This window comes from Bacillus cereus group sp. BfR-BA-01311 (assembly GCF_022664295.1).
In the GTDB taxonomy this organism is placed as follows: Bacteria; Bacillota; Bacilli; order Bacillales; family Bacillaceae_G; genus Bacillus_A; species Bacillus_A cereus.
In genome coordinates, this window is record NZ_JAKUHC010000003.1 from 257794 (window position 1) to 274870 (window position 17077).

Below are 17077 nucleotides of genomic sequence, written 5' to 3' on the forward strand. Positions count from 1 at the left end.
AAAAAGAGCCAGGTCCATAAAAAAATAAGGACCTGGCTCATAAAGACATCATTATGTAAAGCCGTTAACTTCCCTACGCTGGTACGAGCCAGATCAGGTCCAAAGGGTTAAGAAGTTCACGCGCTTCTCTCTCAGCCTACGCATACGTTAGGCACCCCTAGTTTATCACTGATTTAATTTTCAATACTTTCCCATCATACACCATAATCTGAAAAATTCAAAGTTTATTTCTTTCGCTCTTTATGGAATCATCCACGTTAAATAATACGCCTGTACATACGTCATAATACCAACAATAATTATGAAGAATAAGCTATGCTTCACTGTAAAACGGAACAAATCCGATTCTTTTCCAGCAAGACCAACCGCTGCACAAGCGATCGCAATCGACTGTGGGGAAATCATTTTACCTGTTACACCGCCTGTTGTATTTGCTGCAACGAGAAGCACTTCAGATACGCCGACTTGCTGCGCTGTAATGGCTTGTAAATTTGAGAACAGTGCATTCGCAGACGTATCAGACCCTGTTAAAAATACGCCAATCCAGCCTAAGAATGGTGAGAAGAACGGGAATAGTCCGCCAGTTCCGGCTAATGCTAACGCTAACGTAGAAGATAGACCAGAATAGTTTGCGATAAATGCAAACCCTAGTACGAATCCGATAGATAGAATTGGCATTTTTAATTCGCTTAACGTTTCTTTAAATGTCACTACTGCATCTTTTACATTCATTTTCAAAATAAACATGGAAATGATACACGCAATTAAAATCGCTGTTCCGGTTGCCGATAATACATCAAACTTCAGAATCGCTTCGTAAGGCGTTGGTTTATTTACAATTGGCTCTGCTTTCATTACTAGATTATGCAGACCTGGAATTTCAAACTTAAATACAAGACTTTCTAAAGCCCCTCCTGGAGTGAATAATGCCTTAAAGAAACTTTGGCTCCAAATGACTACCATAACCGTTAATACGATAAATGGGGACCATGCCTTCACTACTTTTCCAAACGTTAATTTCGGCATCGATGCCGCTGTCGTTGTTGCTACTTCACTATTTGCTTGCCCAGATTGATAAGTTTCTTTCGGCTGCCAAACTTTTAAGAACAGCGCTAAACTAATTAAACTTACAAGTGCCGATGTAATATCCGGAAGTTCTGGTCCTAAAAATGTCGCTGTAATGAACTGCGTAATCGCAAATGAACTACCCGCTACAAATAACGCAGGCCACGTTTGTCGTATCCCCTTAAATCCATCCATTAAAAATACGATAAAGAATGGCACAAATAATGATAGGAACGGTAATTGATGCCCAGCCATTTGTCCAATTTTATGTGGATCAATACCTGTTACTTGTCCAGCAACTGTAATCGGAATTCCCATCGCTCCGAACGCCACTGGTGCAGTATTTGCAATCAAACAAAGACCTGCTGCGTATAAAGGATTTAAGCCAAGCCCCGCAAGAAGTGCTGCTGTAATCGCTACTGGTGCCCCAAATCCTGCCGCTCCTTCTAAAAATGCTCCAAATGAAAATCCAATTAAAATAACGAGTAGACGATGATCGTTCGTAATCGATAATACCGATGCACGAATCACATCGAATTGACCTGTTTTCACAGAAATTTTATATAAAAATACCGACATAATGATAATCCAAGCAATTGGCCATAATCCGTATAAGAAACCATATCCGGTCGCTGCCATTGCCATCGTGAACGGCATTTTATAAGCGAATAACGCTACTAAAATTGTAAGTACAACTGTAATAAATCCTGCTACATACCCCTTCATGCGGAAAACTGCTAAAGCTAAGAAAAAAAAGATAATCGGAATAAGTGCGACCGCTGCCGAAATCCAAATGTTTCCGAATGGATCATAAACTTGTGTCCATGTGTTCATTGTTCTCTCCCCCTAAAGAATCCCCTTTTAAATACAATAACCTCATCAATAGACTATCAGGTCATCATACCTTTAAGTCTAAAATAAAAAAACGTTTAAGAAAACGTTTTCAACAACTTTCATTTATACTGTACCATAACAATTTCTATTAAAAAAGATTTTTTTGAAAATTTTATTATTTAACAGAAAATCTTACAAAATCGTCATGTTCTTGTAATATTCATCGATAGGAAGTTTGCCAAAATTATTGCATAATAATAGTATAACAACAGAAATTATTTATGAGGTGATATATATGAACGGAAATAAAATATTAGCAGCTTTATCATACTTTAGTGTACTATTTGCCCCTATCTTATTCCCTATTATCGTTTGGATTGTAGGAGACGCTGAAACAAAACCACATGCAAAACGTGCTCTATGGACACACATCATTCCAAGTATCGCTACATTCATTGGCGTAACTATTTTAGGAATTATGGGTCTTGGATCTGATCAACCAGATGTAACACTTGGAATTGGATCAATGATTGTCTTAGCTATTTGCGGAATCATCAGCTTATACTACTTCATCTGGAACATTGTAAAAGGAATTAAAGTGCTGAAAGCTTAATTTTAAACAAATGTTTGTTTAAAAAGGGCCCCTTGCAAATTGCAAGGGGCCCTTTTCCTAATTCGTTCACTTTATCTTCTGCGTTTCTTCTTTTTTCTCATCATTTTCTTTCGGCGTGTATTCACTTTATCCGCTATAATGTGGAGCGTACTTGCCACAACAATTCCCATTAAGAACGTTACAATTTCAACCTCATGTTTCTTCGCAATTTCTATTAAATTACCATCCAGTGCGATTACATTTAATAGTAATAAAAATGGAGAAAAGACAATTAACATGTACGCAATACGAATCACATCACCAAGTATAATCGTATGCGTAAAGAAAGATCGATGTGGCATTACTTTCTTATAAGGATACCAAAATATACGTAAGAAACCCCATTTGTTATAAGCATTACTGTACGTATCTAAATCTGGTGTTAAAAATGAAGTACCTACTAAAAAACCAATTGCAAAAGTTAATAAAAAATCAAAATTTGTTAATCCATACGAAAAGAGAAAAAACAAAACAACCGGAAGGGATATTAAGTTTATTTTCGTATGCGTTCTTCCTGATGGCATAATGCACTTCCTCGCTTACGTTCGTCCTGTCACCTTATAACAGACAGGTTTCACCTATTGACCTAATTTCTGATCGATAAATGTTGTGTCTATATCCGAACCAAACCATTCTGCCAACTTCACTCGTGCCTTATCTTTCACATCTTCATTGACGTATAACGACACCTGTATTAGTGCGGCCGTTAACGCCCCTAAATCATCCGTATAGCCAATTCCAGCAATGAAATCTGGAATCGCATCAATCGGTGCAATAAAATAAGCAAGTGCTCCAATTACAATAATTTTCACTCGTTTTGGAACATCTGGTCTTTGCAAAACGTAAAACAGTAATAAACTTGCATAAATGACCGACTGCCCAGCTTGCTTTGCAACATGTTTTACTTTCTTCCAAAACGCTTCAACTGAAAATTTTTGTTTCATGTAAAAAGCCTCCCTATTTTTAAAAAGAAATAAGCTACAATATGTTATCAGTAAAAGTTCATGGAAATTACACAAAACCTATCAATGAACTTTTATTGTAACAAACAAACTAAAAAAGAACAAGTGTTCGTTAATTTTCACACGATTTCCTTCATATAATAGATTTCTAGATAACCCTTACCCATCTTCGTTTCTTATTTCTCAACAAAGAAAATTTTCACTTCTACTTAACATTCTGCTCTACCTTTGTTATATTTTCTAGTTGACGGACATATAAACGAATGTTAAAGTTTTCTCTGGTAGTGACAAATCTTATACAAAAAATGTAAAATGTTATAGTGTTTCTCAGAAATGAATTTTGTTGTATAATACAGAAATGACGTTATGCTTATGAGCAACAAAAGAAACCAAAAGGGTATGCATAGTTATAGTCGTATATGGGTGAATATAGAACCTTTAATTATGGCCAAGAAAACTATGTATTTTTTATTTTAGCATTTTTCGCTCCAAAATCGACCAAGCCTGATAGAGAAAGGGTGGAAATGAATGAAAGAAACCTTGAAATCACAATTTCAAAATGTGCGTTTCACTGTATTCGTAGCTTTAGCCTTATGGCTAAAAACTTACCTTATTACACGCACAAGCTTTGACTTAAAACTTGAATCTTTCATGCAAGAATTCATTTTATTCCTTAGCCCATTAGCAGCATCATTACTGCTTGTTGGTCTTGCATTATTTGCAAAAGGGAAAAAACGTAACTATATAGCACTTGGAATTAATTTTGTCTTAACAATCGTTCTTGTTGGTAACGTAATGTTCTACGGATTCTACAATGACTTCGTTACATTACCGGTGCTAGGACAAACATCTAACTTCGGAAGTTTAGGTTCTAGTGTGAAAGAATTATTTAACTACAAAATTATCCTTGCATTTGCAGACATTATCGTTTTCTTCGTTCTATTAAAGAAAATGAAGAACTTTGCACCTACAGAGCGTGTAGCACGCCCGATGCGTTCTCTATACTTCGTATCAACAGTTGCTATTTTCTTCGCAAACTTAGGACTTGCAGAAGCTGAACGCCCAGAACTATTAACACGTTCATTCGACCGCGTTATGCTTGTTAAAAACTTAGGATTATATGTACACCAAGTATACGATCTTGGCTTACAAGCAAAATCAAGTTCACAAAAAGCGTTCGCTGACGGTAGTAAATTACAAGAAACAGAAAACTACGTAAAAACAACACAAAGTAAACCAGATCCAAATATGTTCGGTACTGCAAAAGGGAAAAACGTAATTGTTGTCTCTCTTGAGTCATTACAAACATTCTTAATTGGTGCAACAGTTAACGGACAAGAAGTTACACCATTCTTAAACCAATTTACGAAAGAAAGTTATTACTTTGATAACTTCTTCCATCAAACTGGTCAAGGTAAAACATCTGATGCTGAATTCCTAGTAGATACTTCGTTATATCCACTAGACCGCGGTGCTGTATTCTTCACACACGGTAACAATGAATATACAGCAACTCCAGAAATTTTACGTCAGCAAGGGTATCACACGTCGGTATTCCACGCAAACAACGCAACATTCTGGAACCGTAACATTATGTATCCAGCACTTGGTTATGATCGTTACTACAACGAACTTGACTACAAGATTACGCCAGAAACAAAATTAAACTGGGGATTAAAAGATATCGAGTACTTCGATCAATCTATTGATATGTTAAAACAAGTGAAGCAACCATTCTATACTCGCTTCCTTACTTTAACGAATCACTACCCATTCACTTACGATGACAGTACAAAATTAATCGACGAATACAATTCTGGTGATGGAGTATTTGACCGTTACATGGTAACTGCTCGTTACTTAGACGAAGCAATGAAACACTTTATTGAGCGTCTAAAAGCAGAAGGTATTTACGACAACTCAGTAATCGTATTCTACGGTGACCACTACGGTATTTCTGAAAACCATAACCGTGCAATGGCACAGTTCTTAGGAAAAGAAGAAATCACTGCATTTGACCATATGAACTTACAAAAAACACCGATGTTTATTCACGTTCCAGGTCAAAAAGAAGGTAAAACAATTTCGAAACCAACTGGTGAAATTGACATTAAACCAACTATTCTAAACTTACTTGGTGTAGATTCTACAAATGACGTTCGATTCGGTCATGATGTATTCTCACCTGATAATAAAGGATTCGTTGTTCTTCGTGACGGTAGCTTCGTTACAGATAAATACATGTACACAAACAGTACATTCTATGACCGTGCTACTGGCGAAGTTGTACAATTACCGAAAGAAGAATCTCAACCACTAATTGATCGCGCCCAAAATGAATTGAACATGTCTGATAAAATCATTGAAGGTGACTTACTTCGCTTCTCTGAAAGTAATAAGATCAAAACTGGTGAAGTAAAAACAGTTATTAAAGAAGAAAAGAAGAGCGCTGAGTAATCTCAGCCTCTTTTTTTATTTTCTTTCATACAACTACTTATATTCATTAACTTTAAAATTACATAACCTTTACCAAATATTCACATAGTGTTAATGAAGAATCTCTATAATAAAATATGTAAACGAGGTTCTACATATTTCTTATCTCTCATCTTTCGTAAGATCCCTTAAAGAAGTGTGTAAATCTTTTGTTTCTACTTTCTTATAATTGTCTTTCAACATGTTTTGTTTCCATACACAAAACATTCAACGAGACAATGTCCCTATGAAAGATAGCTACCCTCCTTGTGCAGCATTCCATAAGAATGTTGCTTTTTTTTATTTAAAAGCAGGATTCTCATTCTTATTTTCGAATTTGTATATACAAAATGCTGTAAAGTGAAACTTTAATCAGCCCTCACCAATCGGGCAGCTACGGGCAGTTATTCGCCCAATTCACTTCTTTGCTCCACCCGAATTTTTAAGTAGGAGTTTTACTGCCCGTTAATGCGGGGTAAACCATCCTTACTTCTCTATGATTTACAAATACATATACGGTCATATGTAGAGAATTGCTTACATAAAAATTACTATAGTGATTTTTATCTCGCATGAATGAAAGTTTCACGTTACTTACGTACTTACGAAAGGATGGGACGGAAATTGGCATACGAAAAATTTGTACTTTGGAATGATGAAGTTATTGATACAACAAAACAACAAACGTACATAGAACTTGAAGAGAGAGGTTTGCAGTTTGGAGATGGTGTCTACGAGGTTATTCGCCTATATAAAGGGAACTTTCACTTATTAGATCCGCACATAACGAGATTATATCGATCCATGGAAGAAGTAGAATTATCGCTCCCTTTCTCAAAAGCTGAGCTCATCACTTTACTTTACAAATTAATTGAACGAAACCATTTCCACGAAGATGGCACAATTTATTTGCAAGTATCTCGCGGTGTACAAGCTCGCACACATGTATTTTCATATGACACCCCTCCGACAATTTATGCCTATATTACAAAAAAAGAAAGACCAGCCTTATGGATTGAATATGGTATACGCGCTATATCAGAACCCGATACTCGATGGCTACGCTGTGACATTAAATCATTAAATTTATTACCAAACGTACTAGCTGCTACGAAAGCTGAACGGAAAGGTTGTAAAGAGGCACTTCTCGTAAGGAATGGTATTGTAACGGAAGGAAGCCATTCCAACTTCTTTTTAATTAAAAATGGAACTCTTTACACACATCCAGCCAATCACCTTATTTTAAATGGCATTATTCGTCAATATGTCCTTTCTTTAGCGAATACTCTTCACATACCTGTACAGGAAGAACTTTTCAGCGTTCGTGACGTTTATCAAGCAGATGAATGCTTTTTTACAGGCACAACAATTGAAATTTTACCAATGACCCACCTTGATGGAACCGCGATTCAAGATGGGCAAGTTGGACCTATCACCAAAAAACTGCAAAAATCTTTTAATAAAATCTTGTTACAATCCAATATGTCATCTTCTTAAACACGAATAATTTCTGTCCTTTTATATTCAATATATGCATTTAAATGGAAATCAAGGTGTAAATTTATGCCTTGATTTTTTCTTGTAATCTTTTTGTCATATTCAGATTCCCACATAAGCCTTGACAGTAATCGACATGCTCTTTAGAATTTTTAACAGTTGGTAAATATTTCTTCACTACATTACAGACAGAAAGGAATCGACAAATTATGAAAAAGTATCTTGCCGGTCTTGCGGCAGTGTCTGTAGCAGGAGGAGCAGCACCTACACTTGATAGTGTTCAAGCTGCACCTGAACAAAATACACAAAAAGCTGCTACAACTGTCCAAGCTTCTGCGTCAAACAACTCATCTTATACGGTAAACGCGAGCGTCTTACATGTTCGTGCGGGATCAAGCACTTCTCACGACATCATCTCACGTGTTTATAACGGTCAATCACTAAACGTGATTGGCGAAGAAAATGGTTGGTTCAAAATTAACATTAACGGAAAAACAGGCTTTGTTAGTGGCGAATTTGTATCAAAAAGTGGAGCAGCAAACAACAATGTAAGCACAGGTGGAAACAATAAAGTTACCGCTGATGTATTACGTGTACGTACAGCTCCTAACACTTCTAGTTCTGTTTCTGGACGTGTATATGCAGGACAAACATTAAACGTAATTGGACAAGAAAATGGTTGGGTGAAAATTAACCATAATGGACAAGTAGGTTATGTAAGTGGCGAATTCGTATCTGGCATTTCTTCTAATGCGGGTTCTTCAAACAACAATACGAATAATAACAACCAAGAAGTAAAACCAGCAAGCGGAAATTATACAGTAAATGTATCTTCCCTTCGCGTTCGTACAGGTCCTAGCACTTCTCACACAACTGTAGGTTCTGTCAAAAAAGGACAAGTAGTACAAGTTGTTGGCGAAGTTCAAGATTGGTTCAAAATCAATTACGCAGGACAAACTGCTTATATAAGCAAAGACTACGTAACAAAAGGCGGTTCTAACGAAAACGTTACAGAAGGCAACAAACAAGAGCAAAACAATAATGGAACTATTCAAACTGGTGGTTCTTACGTAGTTAACGCTACATCTTTACGTGTTCGTACAGGCCCTGCCGCTTACCATAGTGTAATTGGTGGCGTTTTAAACGGTACAACATTAAACGTAGTTGGATCTGAAAACGGTTGGTTTAAAGTAAATTACCAAGGAAAAACAGGCTTTGTTAGTAGCGAATTTGTAAAATTCGTTAAAGGTGGCACTACTACTCCTGAGCAACCAAAACAACCTGAAAAACCTAACCAAGGTGCAATTGGTGACTACTACATTAATGCTTCTGCACTAAATGTACGTAGCGGCGAAGGTACAAACTATAGAATCATAGGCGCACTTCCACAAGGTCAGAAGGTTCAAGTAATCTCTGAAAACTCTGGATGGAGCAAAATTAACTACAACGGTCAAACTGGTTATATCGGAACACGTTACCTATCTAAAACACCAGTTGGAGGCGCAGTAGATAATAAGCCTAACAATAACCAAAATAACAATCAAAACAATAACAACAACAATAATAATACAGGTAATAATAGCGGCGACAGTTCTTCCGTACTTGCATACGCAAAATCAATGCAAGGTGTACCATACGTTTGGGGCGGAACTTCTGCTAACGGTGTTGACTGCAGTGGTTACATCTACCACGTATTTAAGAAATTTGGTCATAACATTAGCCGCCAAAGTGTTGCAGGATATTGGAGTAGCCTACCAAAAACTTCAAGTCCACAACCTGGTGACTTAATTTATTTCCAAAACACTTATAAATCTGGCCCTTCTCACATGGGTATTTACCTTGGGGGCGGATCATTTATCCAAGCTGGAGATAAAGGTGTAGCAATCGCTTCATTAAGTAACTCTTATTGGAAGAGCCACTTCTTAGGATACACGAAAGCACCTTAATTAATAGTTTCAAAGCCTTCTAGTTTACTAGAAGGCTTTTTGCTATGAGTTCAACATATTACTCCCTTTCCCCTAGCTTCCCTCTACAAAAATAATGTATATATTCTTCTATTTCATACACTTTATTCTGCAAAAACAATGCATAACGTTATCATAATGTATATATTCCCATAAAAAACATAACCTATTTCATGTCTATTTATTTCATATGTGTTTTTTTGAAGAATTTTCTTTTTATTTAAACTTTTCATTAGACGTTTGACCTCCGATGTCCATTATGATAAGTTACTTAAGATGTTATATTCGTAAACGTATAGACAACTGGTTTATACACTGTTTTTACTATGAGGAAGGAGCATACACTGCATGAATCTTTTATGGGGAATTGGCGGCGTGATTGGAGTATTAGCAATTGCATTCTTACTATCTTCCAACCGCAAAGCTATTAATTGGCGCACAATTTTAATCGCGCTAGCATTACAAATGTCATTTTCATTTATCGTATTACGATGGGATGCTGGTAAAGCAGGTTTAAAACACGCTGCTGACGGTGTTCAAGGATTAATTAATTTTTCTTACGAGGGAATTAAGTTCGTTACTGGGGATTTAGTCAACGCAAAAGGACCTTGGGGATTTGTATTCTTTATTCAAGCACTACTTCCAATCGTATTTATTAGTTCATTAGTAGCAATCTTATATCATTTTGGTATTATGCAGAAATTTGTTAGCGTCGTTGGTGGCGCATTAAGTAAACTTCTTGGAACTTCTAAAGCAGAAAGCTTAAACTCAGTAACGACTGTATTTTTAGGACAAACTGAAGCTCCAATTTTAATTAAACCTTACTTAGCACGTTTAACAAATAGTGAATTCTTCGCTATTATGGTAAGCGGTATGACAGCTGTTGCTGGATCTGTTCTCGTCGGTTATGCAGCAATGGGTATTCCGTTAGAGCACTTATTAGCGGCTGCAATAATGGCAGCTCCATCAAGCTTATTAATTGCGAAACTGATTATGCCTGAGACAGAAAAAGTAGATAATAACGTTGAACTTTCTACAGAACGTGAAGACGCAAACGTTATCGACGCAGCTGCACGCGGTGCATCTGAAGGTATGCAACTTGTTATTAACGTAGCAGCAATGTTAATGGCTTTCATCGCATTAATCGCTTTATTAAATGGATTATTAGGATTGATTGGTTCTCTGTTCGATATTAAACTTAGCCTTGATTTAATCTTCGGTTACTTATTATCACCATTTGCAATCTTAATCGGGGTTTCTCCTGGTGAAGCTGTACAAGCAGCAAGCTTTATTGGTCAAAAACTTGCAATCAACGAATTCGTTGCATACGCAAACTTAGGACCACACATGGCAGAGTTCTCTGACAAAACAAATCTAATTTTAACATTCGCAATCTGTGGATTCGCAAACTTCTCTTCTATCGCAATTCAATTAGGTGTAACAGGAACGCTAGCTCCTACTCGCCGTAAACAAATTGCACAATTAGGGATTAAAGCAGTTATCGCTGGTACATTAGCGAACTTCTTAAATGCAGCAGTTGCAGGTATGATGTTCCTATAAACTTATATAGAGTCTTCTCTTTCTACAAGAGGAGACTTTTTTCATGCAATCCAAGCGTCTTTTATGTATCTATTAATCAATTTATCCTAAATATAAGTACATTATGATACAATAATGTTTAAGTCTTTTTATTTTTCTTATGAAAATAGAGATACTACTTGTTGTTGCCCTTCAAAAGAATGTAACGACATAGTCAATTTCTTAATAATTGCGCATACTACAAGTATCTATTGATGAAATAGCTTTAAGGAGGAAAGTTTTGTGAAAGATAAGTTCTATAAAATCCTCTCTATGTGGATTTTACAAATTGTATTTTATTTTACTACTGTACATGTGACGAAATATGAGCATGCTCTCATTTTTACAATAATATACGTAATCGTAAATGTACTATTCTTATTTTTAGCTGACAAAACAGCATTTGTTTTCTTCATACTAGGAACCACTATTTCCGTATTTTATTTGTTCTATCAAGCATGGCTTCACTTATGGAGTACATCAGATCAATGGCAATATATGATTACCCACTTCCTGATGGCAGCTAACTTCTTCATTGTATATATAACAACTCACCTATTGAAAAAAGTGATTCATGAAAATAAAACTTTAACTGAGCGTGTGAGAACATTGGAACAATATATTGGAGAATCCAAATTACTAACAAGACAAGAATTCGAGAGACGCCAAGCGTTATTAACGACTGCAATGAATCGTCGTAATGAAACAGGCGTTATCATTTACTTTGATTTCACTTCCTTTAGTAAATATACGAAGGAAAGTGTTATGGACCGTGTAGCTTCCTTATTAGTTGAAACGGTAAGGAATGATTTTGACCTTGCTGCTGAATATGATAATAATACGCTAGTTATTTTATTACAAAATACAAATGAAGCTGGTGCTGACATTGTAATGAACCGCCTAAAGCCAAAAATGGAGCAATGGCTTGCTGCTGAAGCAATCCGAGATATAAAAATTTCACGCGAGCACATTGGAAACAAAGGACAGACACTGTTATGATGACTCTCGTTATACTTCTTTTATTCCTTCTGTTTTGCGTACTCGTTTTTTGGATTAGTATCACATTTTCAATTAAATATGTACTTATTTTTACGGCCTTTCTATTCTCTGGCTTACTCGTTTACTACTCTTTCTTAACAATTGCGGGCTTAATTCACCGAAATAGCAAACGAAAAGATCGTACGCTAGAACATTATCCGAGCGTCGATATTTTCATACCTGCCCATAATGAAGGCGTCGTTATTAAAGATACTTTAGAGGCGATGGCGAAGATTGAATATCCAGGAAAGCTAACTATTTATTTATTAAATGATAACTCTCAAGATGAAACACCTGAAATCGGCGATGATTTCGACAAAGCTTATGCTCATATTCGCCATATTCGTGTTCCACCCGGTGAACCGAAGGGTAAATCACGTGTACTAAACTATGGGCTTAGTATTTCAGATGGTGAATACTTCTGTGTTTACGATGCAGATAACCAGCCTGAACCACACGCACTGCGAATGCTTGTAGAGCACGCTGAAACAACTGAAGATGCTGTTGGAGCTGTTGGACATGTTCGTACAGTAAACGAAAAGCGAAACTGGCTGACGCGAATGATTTCACTGGAATTCCAAATCTTCCAGCTCCTTATGCAATCTGGACGCTGGTTACTATTCCAAACAGGCTCACTGACAGGAACAAATATGCTTCTTCGTCGCTCCGCACTAGAAGAGCTTGGTGGCTATGACCCTTACGCAATTGCAGAAGATGCTGAATTAACATTACGAATTACACAAAAAGGTTACCTCTTACCAATCGTCCCAGAATCAGTTACTTGGGAACAAGAACCAGAGCATTTAAAAATTCTTATTAAACAACGTACACGTTGGCTACAAGGGAATTTATACATTTTAGAAAAAATGTTCTCATCATTAAGTTTCTTTAAAGGAAAGCTGCTTGTTCATTCCTTACAACAAGTTCTAGTGTATGTTGTATTTTGGCTATTCCTAATCATTTCAAACGTTTGGTTTGTAATTGGGCTACTCGGGATATTCCAAATTCAATATAGCATTCCGCTACTATTTATGTGGTATGTCGCATATATTACATATGTTTCTCAATTATTTAGTGCCCAGAGTGTTGAACGAACCTTTACACCGACTAATATTTTCATTAGCGTTATTATGTACTTTACGTACGCACAGCTCTTTACGTACTTATTTATTCGTAGCTTAATCTTATACTTACGTGCAAAGAGCAAGAAACAAGTCATTGGCTGGGATAAGACAGTTCGATTCAAAAAAGATAAATAATAACAATAAGCACAGAGCGCCGTATGCTCTGTGCTTATTTATTGCCGTATAAATTATATATCAGACAATACCCCTTAGCTGAAAGTAATTTCACGTCCATCCCCCAACGAACGATCGACCTTCATTTATATACGAAAAAGTGATTGCTATTTTTGTAGAACCAATTGCTTCTCTTGCTGTTCTTTGCGCGTTTCAGTCTTAGGTTCCGTGCTTTCTTGGACACTACGATGTGCCACACGTTTCAAACAAATATGCTTCCACTTTCTTTCGTAACGTTTCATTATTCTAGATGTCCCCCTTGAATGCGCTTTAAAACTATTTGAAATCGCTTACAGGAAATAATATAGCACATATATATAAACGTGACAACACATTTCCGACATATTTTTGACAAAAATACGAATAGAATTCGTAAGATATCGAATATTGTCGAAACCTATCGTTTTTTCTTCGTATAAAAGGCATACTACTTATATGGTAAAGTATTTTATTTCCCCTACCCGCATTTCAAATTCCTTCTATATAAAGTGAAACTTTCATTAGCCATCACCAATCGTACTTTTACAGGCAAATAGAGAAATAAAAAAGAGCTGATATGAAATCAGCTCTTTTCCTTCTATTGTTAATGACTCTTCCTACGTCCTTCTTTTTGTAACTCTTTAAATAATGCTGCCATCATAAAGAAAATAACAAAGACGAATGGGAATGCTGCAATGATAGCTGCCGTTTGTAAGGCTTCTAATCCACCAACATATAATAAGATAGAAGCTAGCGCGGCTAGAACGATACCCCAAATCATTTTAATACGATTTGGTGGGTTTAAACTACCATGTGTCGTTAACATCCCTAAAACGAATGTCGCAGAATCTGCAGATGTAATAAAGAATGTAGAAATAAGAAGAATCGCTAGAACAGATAAAGCTGATCCAAAGCTTCCCATCTGATCAAACATAGCAAATAATCCTACTTCTGTTCCCATCTCTTTAATTTTTTCAAAGATATGTGCATCACCAAACAGCTCCATATGAATACCTGTTCCGCCGAAAACAGAGAACCAAAGTGCACCAATTACGGTCGGCACAAGTAACACACCGATAACAAACTCACGAATCGTACGACCTCGTGAAACACGAGCAATAAACGTACCTACGAACGGTGACCATGCAATCCACCATGCCCAATAGAAGATTGTCCACGATTGAATCCATTGGTTTCCACCTTCGTCTAATGGACTTAAACGGAAGCTCATGCTTGGCAATTCTTGAATGTAAGAACCGATTGTTGAAGTGAAGTAATTCATAATAAAGTTTGTTGGACCCGCAAATAATACAATAATCATAAGTGCAAACGCAAAAATAATGTTCGTATTACTTAAATATTTAATTCCTTTATCAAGACCTGTTTGCGCAGATAACATAAATAATACTGTTACGATTGCAATAATAACTAACTGAGTGGTTAATGAGTTCGGGATAGATGTTAAATAACTAACACCACCTGCAATTTGTTTCGCACCAAGACCTAATGACGTTGCAACACCAAACACAGTCGCGAAAACAGCTAACACGTCAAATAAATGAGCAATACGTCCGTGGTCCCCACCTTTAAATAACGGTCCTACTGTCGCACTAATCGTACTTGCTTTTCCTTTTCTAAAGGTGAAGTAAGCAATACATAACGCTACAAACGCATATAGTCCCCAAGGATGTAATCCCCAATGGAAAAATGAAAAACGCAGTGCAAGGCGCGCACTTTCCTCAGTTGCACTATCTCCAAACGGAGGTGCGTATAAATGGTTTAATGGTTCAGCAACGCCCCAGAAAACTAAGCCGATACCCATACCAGCACTAAATAACATAGCAAACCATGTCATATAACTATAATCAGGTTCGTCATCATCTTTACCTAAACGAATAGAACCGTATTTCGAAACAATTAAAAAGATAGACACACCTAAAATAATAGACACGGAAATAATATAAAACCACCCGAACTTACTAACTAATGCAGTTTGAATTGCGGTTGTTACATTTCCTAAGCTACCTTTTCCAATAATAGATTCGGGAATAATCCCCCAAATTGTAAATGCAATACATAATGTTAATGAAACGATGAATGTTTTTGTCAGTTTCCTCATCAAATCCCCCTTCGTAGGTTTCGTTTTTGTAAAAAACATAAATTCCGATATGTAAAATCGGATAGAAAACTATAATTTTGCGGTGATTTTCTTACTTTCACCTTCACCAATTCGAATTCTTATGGACAGCCTTACCTTTCGTATAACCTTTTCACTCTGCAAGAGCTACAAGTTAGAAATACTGCTGTCAAATTGTGTGAGAAAAACGCGGATAGGAATGTATTTTCCTAAAAAAGGATGTGTTACATATGTAAAAAAGGGCAAAGTTCTTCCTTGCAACCCTTTCGTTTTGTAACAATTATGCGGTTTTTTTGCTAGTATATAGCACGTGTTTATAGCTTCACAAACAAAATGTTTATGTTTATATAACTATATTACCCATAAAACGGTAAAATACTCAAGGAATGTAATCGTTTAGTAAACATCATGTAACATTGCTGTAATATTTTTATTTACGTCGAAAAAAACATGTTGTATTAAATATTTTGAATATAACTAGAAACCTATGAGTCATATAGAATGAAAAACGCTTTCCTATATTTTTTGTTATATTACAGGATGTTAACGACTTATTACGAATGGTTTGTAATTGTGTGTTTTCCCCAAATCCGAAAAAATCTGTTGCTATAATGAGGACACGAAAACAAACGCAATGGAGGCTATCATGAAAAAATTAATTGGTATAGCAACAGCAGCAGTTTTTGGTCTTGGGATTTTCACATCATCTGCTAATGCAGAAACTGTTGTAACAACAGACGTACTAAACGTACGCGAAAACCCTACTACTGAATCAAAAGTTGTCGGTAAATTACTAAACGGTAATAAAATAGATGTTCAAAATACAGAGAACGGATGGTCAAAAATTACTTTAGACGGTAAAGACGCATTCGTAAGTGCAGAGTTCACAAAAAGCATCTACTACGTAACAGCTAACGTATTAAACGTACGTGCTGAAGCGAACACAAACTCAGAGGTTCTTGGAAAGTTGAAGAAAGACGATGTAATCGAAACAACGAACCAAGTACAAAATGAGTGGTTACAATTTGAATATAACGGGAAAACAGCTTATGTTCATGTTCCTTTCTTAACAGGTACAGCACCTGTAATTGAGAAACAAGAAACAACTGCTCCTGCTAAAGCTGCAGCACCAGCTAAGGCTCAAGCACCTGTAGCACAAGCAAAACCAGCTGCTAAGCCTGCTGTGAAAGCTGCTGAAACTAACACACCTTCTGGTGGTCGTGAGTTAACAGTGGTAGCTACAGCATATACAGCTCATCCGAGCGAAAACGGTGGAACATATGGCGGCCGTGTATTAACTGCAATGGGTCATGATTTAACTGCGAATCCAAATATGAAAATGATCGCTGTTGACCCGAAAGTAATCCCATTAGGATCTAAAGTATGGGTAGAAGGTTACGGAGAAGCTATCGCTGGAGATACTGGTGGTGCAATTAAAGGTAACCGTATCGATATCTTACTTGGATCAGATAGCGCTGCTCAAAAATGGGGACGCAAAACTGTTAAAGTGAAAATTTTAAAATAACCAATGACTGCTAAATTACAAGCCGGTTCTCTTTATTGAGAGCTGGCTTTTATTTATTTATAATACATATAAG

12 protein-coding genes and 1 riboswitch are annotated in these 17077 nt (G+C 36.5%); of the genes, 8 read left to right on the forward strand and 4 right to left on the reverse strand.

Going from position 1 to position 17077, the window contains the following annotated elements:
• Nucleotides 1-53: 53 nt before the first annotated feature.
• Nucleotides 54-169: riboswitch (TPP riboswitch) on the reverse strand.
• Between the two features lie 71 nt (nt 170-240).
• Nucleotides 241-1899 carry an L-lactate permease gene (gene lldP / locus MR136_RS09250; protein WP_061457890.1) on the reverse strand — a complete coding sequence of 553 codons (1659 nt, stop codon included), beginning with the start codon at nt 1897-1899 and terminating at the stop codon, nt 241-243.
• A gap of 295 nt (nt 1900-2194) precedes the next feature.
• Here lldP and MR136_RS09255 point away from each other — a divergent pair, with 295 nt between their 5' ends.
• Nucleotides 2195-2512: a magnetosome magnetite crystal formation protein family gene (locus tag MR136_RS09255; protein ID WP_001014099.1), complete on the forward strand. Its 318-nt coding sequence runs from the start codon at nt 2195-2197 to the stop codon at nt 2510-2512.
• Nucleotides 2513-2583: 71 nt separating this feature from the next.
• On the opposite strand, the gene MR136_RS09260 is transcribed toward MR136_RS09255, so the two are convergent.
• Entirely contained in the window at nt 2584-3075 is a 492-nt protein-coding gene (locus MR136_RS09260; protein ID WP_001139057.1) for a metal-binding protein, read from the reverse strand.
• A 54-nt stretch (nt 3076-3129) separates the two neighbouring features.
• A complete protein-coding gene (locus tag MR136_RS09265; protein WP_000810369.1) occupies nt 3130-3495 on the reverse strand; it encodes a YkvA family protein in 366 nt (121 codons plus the stop codon).
• A gap of 546 nt (nt 3496-4041) precedes the next feature.
• On the opposite strand from MR136_RS09265, the gene MR136_RS09270 reads away from it, so the two are divergent.
• From MR136_RS09270 to MR136_RS09295, 6 genes are all read left to right on the forward strand, one after another.
• Complete coding sequence (locus tag MR136_RS09270) at nt 4042-5970, forward strand: LTA synthase family protein (protein WP_000665358.1); 1929 nt, start codon at nt 4042-4044, stop codon at nt 5968-5970.
• A 630-nt stretch (nt 5971-6600) separates the two neighbouring features.
• Complete coding sequence (locus tag MR136_RS09275; RefSeq protein ID WP_078420886.1) at nt 6601-7485, forward strand: D-amino-acid transaminase; 885 nt, start codon at nt 6601-6603, stop codon at nt 7483-7485.
• 209 nt (nt 7486-7694) lie between these two features.
• Nucleotides 7695-9431, forward strand: coding sequence for a C40 family peptidase (locus MR136_RS09280; protein ID WP_242259342.1), 1737 nt, complete (start codon nt 7695-7697; stop codon nt 9429-9431).
• Nucleotides 9432-9797: 366 nt separating this feature from the next.
• Nucleotides 9798-11009 (forward strand): NupC/NupG family nucleoside CNT transporter, encoded by a 1212-nt coding sequence (locus tag MR136_RS09285; protein WP_088338267.1) that lies wholly within the window; start codon nt 9798-9800, stop codon nt 11007-11009.
• A 261-nt stretch (nt 11010-11270) separates the two neighbouring features.
• Nucleotides 11271-12026: a GGDEF domain-containing protein gene (locus MR136_RS09290; RefSeq protein ID WP_242259343.1), complete on the forward strand. Its 756-nt coding sequence runs from the start codon at nt 11271-11273 to the stop codon at nt 12024-12026.
• Nucleotides 12023-13324 carry a glycosyltransferase family 2 protein gene (locus MR136_RS09295; RefSeq protein WP_000988751.1) on the forward strand — a complete coding sequence of 434 codons (1302 nt, stop codon included), beginning with the start codon at nt 12023-12025 and terminating at the stop codon, nt 13322-13324. Before MR136_RS09290 ends, MR136_RS09295 begins: the two co-directional genes overlap by 4 nt.
• 622 nt (nt 13325-13946) lie before the next feature.
• Here the strand turns inward: MR136_RS09295 and opuD are convergent.
• On the reverse strand, nt 13947-15461 hold the full coding sequence (gene opuD / locus MR136_RS09300; RefSeq protein WP_242259344.1) for a glycine betaine transporter OpuD: 1515 nt from the start codon (nt 15459-15461) through the stop codon (nt 13947-13949).
• 664 nt (nt 15462-16125) lie between these two features.
• On the opposite strand from opuD, the gene MR136_RS09305 reads away from it, so the two are divergent.
• The gene (locus MR136_RS09305; protein ID WP_000733326.1) at nt 16126-17004 is read left to right on the forward strand and encodes a cell wall-binding protein EntA; all 879 of its coding nucleotides are present in this window, start codon (nt 16126-16128) and stop codon (nt 17002-17004) included.
• Nucleotides 17005-17077: the final 73 nt, after the last annotated feature.

Bases quoted from the DNA above. Each gene is read 5' to 3' on its own strand.
- lldP (WP_061457890.1), bottom strand. From the start codon at position 1,899: ATGAACACATGGACACAAGTTTATGATCCATTCGGAAACATTTGGATT.
- MR136_RS09255 (WP_001014099.1), top strand. From the start codon at position 2,195: ATGAACGGAAATAAAATATTAGCAGCTTTATCATACTTTAGTGTACTA.
- MR136_RS09260 (WP_001139057.1), bottom strand. From the start codon at position 3,075: ATGCCATCAGGAAGAACGCATACGAAAATAAACTTAATATCCCTTCCG.
- MR136_RS09265 (WP_000810369.1), bottom strand. From the start codon at position 3,495: ATGAAACAAAAATTTTCAGTTGAAGCGTTTTGGAAGAAAGTAAAACAT.
- MR136_RS09270 (WP_000665358.1), top strand. From the start codon at position 4,042: ATGAAAGAAACCTTGAAATCACAATTTCAAAATGTGCGTTTCACTGTA.
- MR136_RS09275 (WP_078420886.1), top strand. From the start codon at position 6,601: ATGGGACGGAAATTGGCATACGAAAAATTTGTACTTTGGAATGATGAA.
- MR136_RS09280 (WP_242259342.1), top strand. From the start codon at position 7,695: ATGAAAAAGTATCTTGCCGGTCTTGCGGCAGTGTCTGTAGCAGGAGGA.
- MR136_RS09285 (WP_088338267.1), top strand. From the start codon at position 9,798: ATGAATCTTTTATGGGGAATTGGCGGCGTGATTGGAGTATTAGCAATT.
- MR136_RS09295 (WP_000988751.1), top strand. From the start codon at position 12,023: ATGATGACTCTCGTTATACTTCTTTTATTCCTTCTGTTTTGCGTACTC.
- opuD (WP_242259344.1), bottom strand. From the start codon at position 15,461: ATGAGGAAACTGACAAAAACATTCATCGTTTCATTAACATTATGTATT.
- MR136_RS09305 (WP_000733326.1), top strand. From the start codon at position 16,126: ATGAAAAAATTAATTGGTATAGCAACAGCAGCAGTTTTTGGTCTTGGG.